At 69.8% G+C, this 7177-nt stretch carries 5 protein-coding genes and 1 pseudogene; 2 read left to right on the forward strand and 4 right to left on the reverse strand.

Features of this window, described 5'->3' with window-relative positions:
* Positions 1 to 61: 61 nt before the first annotated feature.
* On the reverse strand, positions 62 to 1408 hold the full coding sequence (locus tag HGBR_RS01710) for a GntR family transcriptional regulator (RefSeq protein ID WP_019157608.1): 1347 nt from the start codon (positions 1406 to 1408) through the stop codon (positions 62 to 64).
* An 89-nt stretch (positions 1409 to 1497) separates the two neighbouring features.
* Between HGBR_RS01710 and pdxS the strand changes: the two genes are divergently transcribed.
* Together pdxS and HGBR_RS01720 are read left to right on the forward strand one after the other, a co-directional pair.
* Entirely contained in the window at positions 1498 to 2403 is a 906-nt protein-coding gene (gene pdxS / locus HGBR_RS01715; RefSeq protein WP_019157609.1) for a pyridoxal 5'-phosphate synthase lyase subunit PdxS, read from the forward strand.
* Positions 2404 to 2516: 113 nt separating this feature from the next.
* Positions 2517 to 3593 carry an alkene reductase gene (locus HGBR_RS01720; protein WP_019157610.1) on the forward strand — a complete coding sequence of 359 codons (1077 nt, stop codon included), beginning with the start codon at positions 2517 to 2519 and terminating at the stop codon, positions 3591 to 3593.
* Positions 3594 to 3603: 10 nt separating this feature from the next.
* On the opposite strand, the gene HGBR_RS01725 is transcribed toward HGBR_RS01720, so the two are convergent.
* The 3 genes and pseudogenes from HGBR_RS01725 to HGBR_RS19210 form a co-directional block, all read right to left on the reverse strand.
* A complete protein-coding gene (locus HGBR_RS01725; RefSeq protein ID WP_019157611.1) occupies positions 3604 to 3855 on the reverse strand; it encodes a hypothetical protein in 252 nt (83 codons plus the stop codon).
* A gap of 247 nt (positions 3856 to 4102) precedes the next feature.
* The gene (locus tag HGBR_RS15955) at positions 4103 to 5047 is read right to left on the reverse strand and encodes a DUF4349 domain-containing protein (protein ID WP_019157613.1); all 945 of its coding nucleotides are present in this window, start codon (positions 5045 to 5047) and stop codon (positions 4103 to 4105) included.
* An 801-nt stretch (positions 5048 to 5848) separates the two neighbouring features.
* Positions 5849 to 7131: pseudogene (locus HGBR_RS19210) on the reverse strand (ISL3 family transposase).
* Between the last annotated feature and the right edge of the window lie 46 nt (positions 7132 to 7177).

The raw sequence follows: 7177 nt of genomic DNA on the forward strand, positions 1-7177 counted from the left end.
CGGTGCGGACTCTCCCGTCGACCGGCATTCACTACGAGTACATCTCATCGTAAACAGAATGTCACTCGAGCGGTAGCGCGGTCCCCACCGCGGCGGCGACGTCCGCGGCCAGGAGGGCGGCCTCGGCGTCGGTGAGGGCATGGACCGTGAGTCGCAGCCGGTGCGCGACCGCGCCCTGCTCCCCCACCCGGAAATCCTCGCCCGCGCGCACCAGCCAGCCGCGCTCGGCCAGGGGGCGCAGCACGGACCGGGCGGGGACCGGCAGCTCCACCCACAAGCTCAGGCCGTCGCCGGCGGAGGCGGGCACGCCGTGCTCGGTGAGGAGCCGGGCGACCGCGGCGTTGCGCCGTGCGTAGTGGAGACTCGCGCGCTCGATCTGCGCGACCGCCTCCGGATCCGTCAGCAGTCCGTGCGCCACGCGCTGCAGCAGGTGGCTCACCCACGTGGTGCCCGGCCGCAGGCGCATCGCGAGACCGGCGGCGGTGTCCGCGTCCGAGGCGACGAGTGCGACGGCGATGTCCGGGCCGATGAACTTCGACAGGGAGCGCAGCAGGGCCCAGCGGCGGTGCCCCGGACCCACGAGCGAGTGGAACGGCTGCCGGGACAGGAGCGAGAAGTAGTCGTCCTCGATGACGAGGACGTACGGGTGGTCCGCGAGGACCTCCTGCAGGGCGGCGGCGCGCGCGGCGGACCGCGACGCGCCGGTGGGGTTCTGCGCGCGGGGCGTGCTGATGACGGCGCGGACGCCCGTCTCCAGCACCGCGCGCAGCCCCTCGACCGTCATGCCCTCCGCGTCGATGGGGACCGGGACGGGCCGGTACCCGCCCACCCGGACGGTGTGGATGCTCGAGAGGAAGCACGGATCCTCGAGCGCGACGGCGTCGTCGCGACCCAGGGACTGGGCCAGCAGGCGCTCGACGGCGTCCGCCGCTCCGTTCGTGACGGTGAGCGAGAAGGCGTCCGGGACGTCCGGGCCGATCCACTCGCGGGCCCACGCCTCGAGGTCCGGGTCGAGGACCGGCGCGCCGTAGAGGACGGGACCGCCGCCCAGCGTCCGCAGGACCGGCGACAGGTCCGGGATGAGCGCGGGATCCGGGTTGCCGCTGGCGATGTCGCGCAGCGTCGCCTGCGCTGCATAGCCCTCCTGCGCGACCGGGTCGATGCCCGCGATGCGCGTGCCCGCCCGCCCCTGCGCCTCGACGATGCCGGCCCGGGCCAGCTGGCCGTACGCGGCGACGACGGTGTTGCGGTTGACGCCCAGCTCCTCCGCCAGCGCGCGCACGGACGGCAGGACGTCACCAGGCATCAGGGAGCGGCGATCCCGCAGGGAGCGGATCGACTCCGCGATGTCCGCCGCCGTGCCGCCGGTGATGCGCGCGGTTGCGTCGTCGGGGTGCGCCGCCGCCATGTCGCCCTCCTCTGGTCGTCGCCTCCGCCCCATGCTACGTTACGGCCTATGCCAAACTCTGGCATAGGCCAAAAGAAGCGAGGAAGAGCATGACACCGCAGTCCACCGCACCCCCGTCCCACTCGTCGCAGTCCCCCGCGGTCGGGTTCGCCCGGTCCCTCACCGGCGGAGTCATCATGGACGTCGTGACGGCGGAGCAGGCGCGCATCGCGGCCGAGGCGGGCGCCGTCGCCGTCATGGCGCTCGAGCGGGTGCCCGCGGACATCCGCGCGCAGGGCGGCGTGGCACGCATGAGCGACCCCGACCTCATCGACGAGATCATCGCCGCCGTCGACATCCCGGTCATGGCGAAGGCTCGGATCGGTCACGTCGTCGAGGCGCAGATCCTCCAGGAGCTGGGTGTCGACTGCGTCGACGAGTCCGAGGTCCTCTCCCCTGCCGACTACGTCCACCACATCGACAAGCGCGCCTTCACCGTGCCGTTCGTGTGCGGCGCGACGAACCTGGGCGAGGCGCTGCGGAGGATCGCCGAGGGCGCGGCCATGATCCGCTCGAAGGGCGAGGCCGGCACGGGGGACGTGTCCGAGGCGACGAAGCACATCCGCACGATCCGGGCGGAGATCGCCCGCCTCACCGCGCTGCGCGGCGATGAGCTGGCCGTCGCCGCGAAGGAGCTGCAGGCGCCGCTCGACCTCGTCGCACGGGTCGCGGCGGACGGCCGTCTGCCCGTGCCGCTGCTGACGGCCGGCGGCGTCGCGACGCCGGCGGATGCGGCGATGATGATGCAGCTGGGTGCCGACGGCGTCTTCGTGGGTTCCGGCATCTTCAAGTCCGGGAACCCGCAGCAGCGGGCGCGTGCGATCGTCGAGGCGACGGCGCACTATGAGGACGCCGCCCTGCTGGCCCGGGTGTCCCGCGGCCTGGGCGAGGCGATGGTGGGCATCAGCGTCGCGGACCTGCCGGCGCCGCACCGCATGGCCGAGCGCGGTTGGTGACGCGGTCCGGGCGGTGAGCGCAGCGCGCGGATGTCAGCCGATGACACCGCCCGGACCACCGTCGCCTCGACCCGGCTACCGTCGTGCGGGCACACCCGCTCGGAGAGGACCCCATGACCGCACCGTCGCTGTGGCAGCCCATCACCGTGGGCCGCATGCACCTGCCCCACCGCCTGGCACTGGCCCCGATGACCCGGAACCGCGCGCAGCCGGACGGCACGCCGGGCGAGCTGGCCTCCGAGTACTACGCGCAGCGGGCCTCCCTGGGCCTCCTCATCACGGAGGGCACCCAGCCGTCCGCGGACGGACAGGGCTACCTGCTCTCCCCCGGGATCCACACCCCGGCGCACGTGGCCGGCTGGCGCACCGTCGCTGAGGCCGTGCACGCCGCAGGCGGCCACCTCGTCCTCCAACTCATGCACGCGGGCCGCCTGGGTCACCCGGACAACACGCCGCACCACCGCCTGCCGGTCGGCCCGTCCGCCGTCTCCGCCGGGCAGCAGATCCCCACACCCACGGGGATGCAGGAGACCCCGGTCCCCCGCGCCCTGGAGGCGACGGAGATCCCCGGCGTCATCGACGAGTTCCGCCATGCAGCCGCCTGCGCGATCGAGGCCGGTGCAGACGCGGTGGAGGTCCACGCGGCCAACGGGTACCTGCTCCACCAGTTCCTCTCCACCGATGCGAACCAGCGCACGGACGACTACGGCGGCTCGGTGGAGGACCGCGCGCGGCTGGCCGTCGAGGTCACCCGGGCTGTCGCCCAGGAGATCGGGGCGGACCGCACCGGGGTCCGCATCTCCCCCGCCTTCGGCCTGGGCGGGCTGGACGAGGGCGACGCCGAGGCCGTGCACACCCAGTACCTGCACCTCACCCACCGGCTAGTACAGCTGGACCTCGCCTACCTGCACGTGCACCACCGGGGCGACGACGACCTGCTGCGCGCGATCCGCGATGCGTGGCCGTCCGTGCTGCTGGTCGTCCGCAAGGACCGGACCCGCGAGCAGGTCGCGGACGACATCGAGGCGGGGCTCGCAGACATGGCACCCCTGGGGAGGTCCGCGCTCGCGAACCCGGACATCGTCGAACGGCTGCGCACGGGCGCGCCCTTCAACGAGGTCGACAAGGCGACGATCTACGGCGGCACTGCGGTGGGCTACACGGACTACCCCACCCTCTCCCGCGTCTGAACGTGATCGACTAGCGCTCGTCGGCCGCGAGCGAGGCGAAATGATCGCGGAGCGTCCGCGTGCCCACCTGGTCGCCCACGGAGTCGGCTTCGATCCCCTCGAGGTGGAACCGCGTGAGGGATGAGACCCGCGGCCCCACACGATCAGCGATCGCCGTGCCCGCTCGCACTGCGGGTCCGGGGACATGAACGCGCTTCGCGCGCATGAGCGCAGACGTCCCGCTCGCCGCGCTCTGCACACCCAGGTACTGGAACGTGCGCACGTCGCTCGACTCCGCGAGCTCCAGGTACCGGAGATTCAGCGCGAAGTCGACGTCCTACGGGTCCGCCCTCTATCGCGTCACCCCCAGGGCGGACACGACATGGTCGATCCCCGTGACGATCGAGGAGTCCACATCCGAGCCGAGCCGCGGAGACACCACCGAGTGCTGGCGGGCTTCCTGACCGACTGCCTCCGGCCGGCGCCGTCAGCGGTGTGACGGGGCGGCCGGAGCGCGGAAATGACGCGGCTCAGCTGCCTGACGTCTCTCCGGTCGGTTCTCGCGCGTCCGTCTTCTGACCGTCAGTCCGTTCGGACCGGTCATCGCCACCGGCCGCTCGACGGTCGTGGGCCCATGTCCGGCCCTGCGCCGCCTTCCTGCTCCGGTTCCGGCGGATGAGCCAGCGAGCGATGAACCAGCCGGGAACCCCGACCACGATCACCCACGGCAGGAGCGCCGCGAGCACCAGCACCAGTCCGCCTGCTGAGGCCACCAGGGTCGTACCCAGCGCACCGAGCCACTCTGCGAACCCGCCCCGGTCGCCCCCACTGTCGCTCTCCCGCAGTTCGACCTGGAGCGTGGACATCGAGACCTGATCCTCCAGGTCATCGCGCTGGGCGACCAGCGACTCCAGCTCTCCCTGCCGCTCGCTCAGGGCCTGTTCGGCTTCGAGGAGGTCGGAGGCGGAATCCGCTTCGCCCATGATGCCCTCCAGGCGCTCGGTGGAGGTCTCCAGGGCACTGATCCGCGAATCGAGGTCACGCACCGCACCCGTCACGTCCTCCGCGCTCTGGCTCCGCTCCACGACCTCGCCGGCGCCTTCGACGTCGGTCATCAGCTGTTCGAACTCCTCAGCGGGGACGCGCAGCGTGATGTCCACGACGGCTTCACCGCCCCGGTCGGCCCACTCCTCACGACTCTCCACATAGCCGCCACGGGAGTCGCCGTGCTGGGCGATCCCGTCGGCCGCGTCAGAGGGGTCGTCCGTGATCACCCGCATGTCACCCGTGGCGATGACCTGTCGGTTCGCCTCGGTTGCACCGGGATCCTCGTCCTGCTCCGCAGAGCCGTCCGACCCCTCGGGGACCGCGTGCTGCTCTGGCGCCGGTGCACTGCCTGCGTCGTGGGAGGTCGATCCGCAGCCGGCCAGCACCAGGCCCAGACCGAGGATGACGGGAGCGATGATTCGTTTCATGCCACTGATAGTAGGTGCCCGCGATGACAGGCGGTTCGGTCCCGTGTGGCGGTTCTGCAACCCCTGACACACGGACGGCACTCCGCGATCGCCCCGACCAGAACCCACGAAAAAATCCTGAGCCGCGACATAGTGGGAAACTCTGCCGCGGCCCAGGACGATCGTGGACCTACGGAGACTGTTTTCGAAACTTGCCCCGCGGCTCCGACGTGCGCTGATGGTCGTCAGGACGGTTCGGCTCCGGCCGTCCGAGGGTAGAGTTCGCGACCGTCGTAAGACACGGCAAGTTGCTCAACCGAACGATCGGCAGCTTGCCGCCGTTGAGGCCCGGTATGCCGAGGGAGCCAAGCTCCGGGATCTCGCGCTGGAGCTTGGCGTCAGCCGAGTCCGACTCGCTGAACTACTCCGTCAACGAGGCGTGCGAATCCGGAACGCTTCTCCTACGCCCGACGAGGTCGCGGAGATGGTGCGCCGCTACGAGTCGGGTGAGTCGCTGGAGCAAATCGGTAAGCGGCTCGGGTTCAACGGCGGTACCGTGCGAAATCGCCTGGTTGCCCGTGGCGTAGCGATGCGCGACTCGCACGGACGCTCGCGTTGAGAGAAGTGAGACAGCAGCGACACAGTCAGGTATGAGCAGCAGCATCCTGTCGAGGCGAGACAATGCGGCCATGATCAGTCCACACGCCGAGTACCCGGACGATCGTGAGCACCCGGACCACACGAACTATCTCCAAGAACTCGGACGGGCCACCTACGCCGCGGCAGCGTTAGCAGGAATCGCCTTTGACGGCTCTTCCGGTTCTAGAGTGCGTTGACCCTACTGAATAGTTGTCCGGAGTGGAGCAGGCATCGCAGCACGTAGTGCTCGAAGTTCCTGAAGCCCAGACCGATACCGCGCAGATGCTCAAGACGCCCGTTGATCGCCTCGACCGGCCCGTTCGATACGCCACCACGGTCGAAAAACGCCAGCACCTGGGACCGCTTCCGCCACAGTGCCCTCCCTAGTTGCGCAAGCTCTTCCAGCCCGCGCGGCAGGCCCCTGCGCAACTGATCGATCAGCGTCTGCATGAGACGCCTGCCCGCCTTCGGGTCGGGATGCCGATAGGCATCGATGACGTCCTGGTAGACGAGGTACGTCACTTCCAAAGCGACGTGATCGTCGTGTTCGGCCCACAGCCGCTCCAACCGGTCTCTGCCCCGCTTGTTCAGCAGAGATCGCCTGGTCAGCAGAGTCCGTCGTCCCTGGTAAAGGAGGTCCTTCTCGCGGCCCCGATGTCCGTGGATCTGCTGCTGCAATCGTTGCCTGCAGGCGGTGAGCTTCTGCCCGGCGAGCTGGACGACGTGGAAGGGGTCATCACCGGCACGGATTCCGGCAGCGACTGCGACGTCTCGGAGTGGTAGCCGGCGAACCCGTCCATCGTAACGATCCTCACCCCGTCACGAAATGCTGGGGAACGCTCCTGCAGCCACGTCGTCACGACTCTGGCTGAGCGTCCCGCCTTCACGTCCAGCAGACGTACTCGACCAGTCCCGTCGATGAGTGGAGTCAGGTCCACGAAGATCGTCGCGAAGGAATCTTCGCCTTGTCCGCGCACCAGCTTCCAGCAATGCACATCGATGCCCAGGACACGGACCCCGGCAAGATGCGCGGGGTCCGCGTACACCAGAGACTTCGCAGCAGTCGTCGCCAGCTGGTTGACGAGATCCCACCCCAACCCGAGAGCCCAACTGATGGCCGAGATGCTCATCTGATCGCGGACGAGGCGTTTCAGGATCCAGGTCGTGGCGCGCTTGGTGGTCTTCGCCCCTGGCTCAGCGGCGTCGAGGTGGTGCTGGAAGATCGTGCGCCGGCACCCGGCATGTACGCACTGGTAGCGCGGTAGACGCACGTGCAGACGGGTCGGGCGGACGGTGATGGGAACGTCCGTGAGCTTGCGGATGACGTGATCCCGCAACCGGCCTTCAGCACCGCAATCGGGGCAGAAGCCGAAGGGTTCTCGTGGTGCGGCTTCGATGACGGTGACGTCCTCATCGGTGATCCGGGCGCCGGTGATGTGGATGCCGAGTTCGAGGGTGCGGCAGATGACATCAGCGACGGGACACGACTGGGACGAGACGGTGAATCGCCCC

This window comes from Brevibacterium senegalense (assembly GCF_000285835.1).
Classification (GTDB): Bacteria; Actinomycetota; Actinomycetes; order Actinomycetales; family Brevibacteriaceae; genus Brevibacterium; species Brevibacterium senegalense.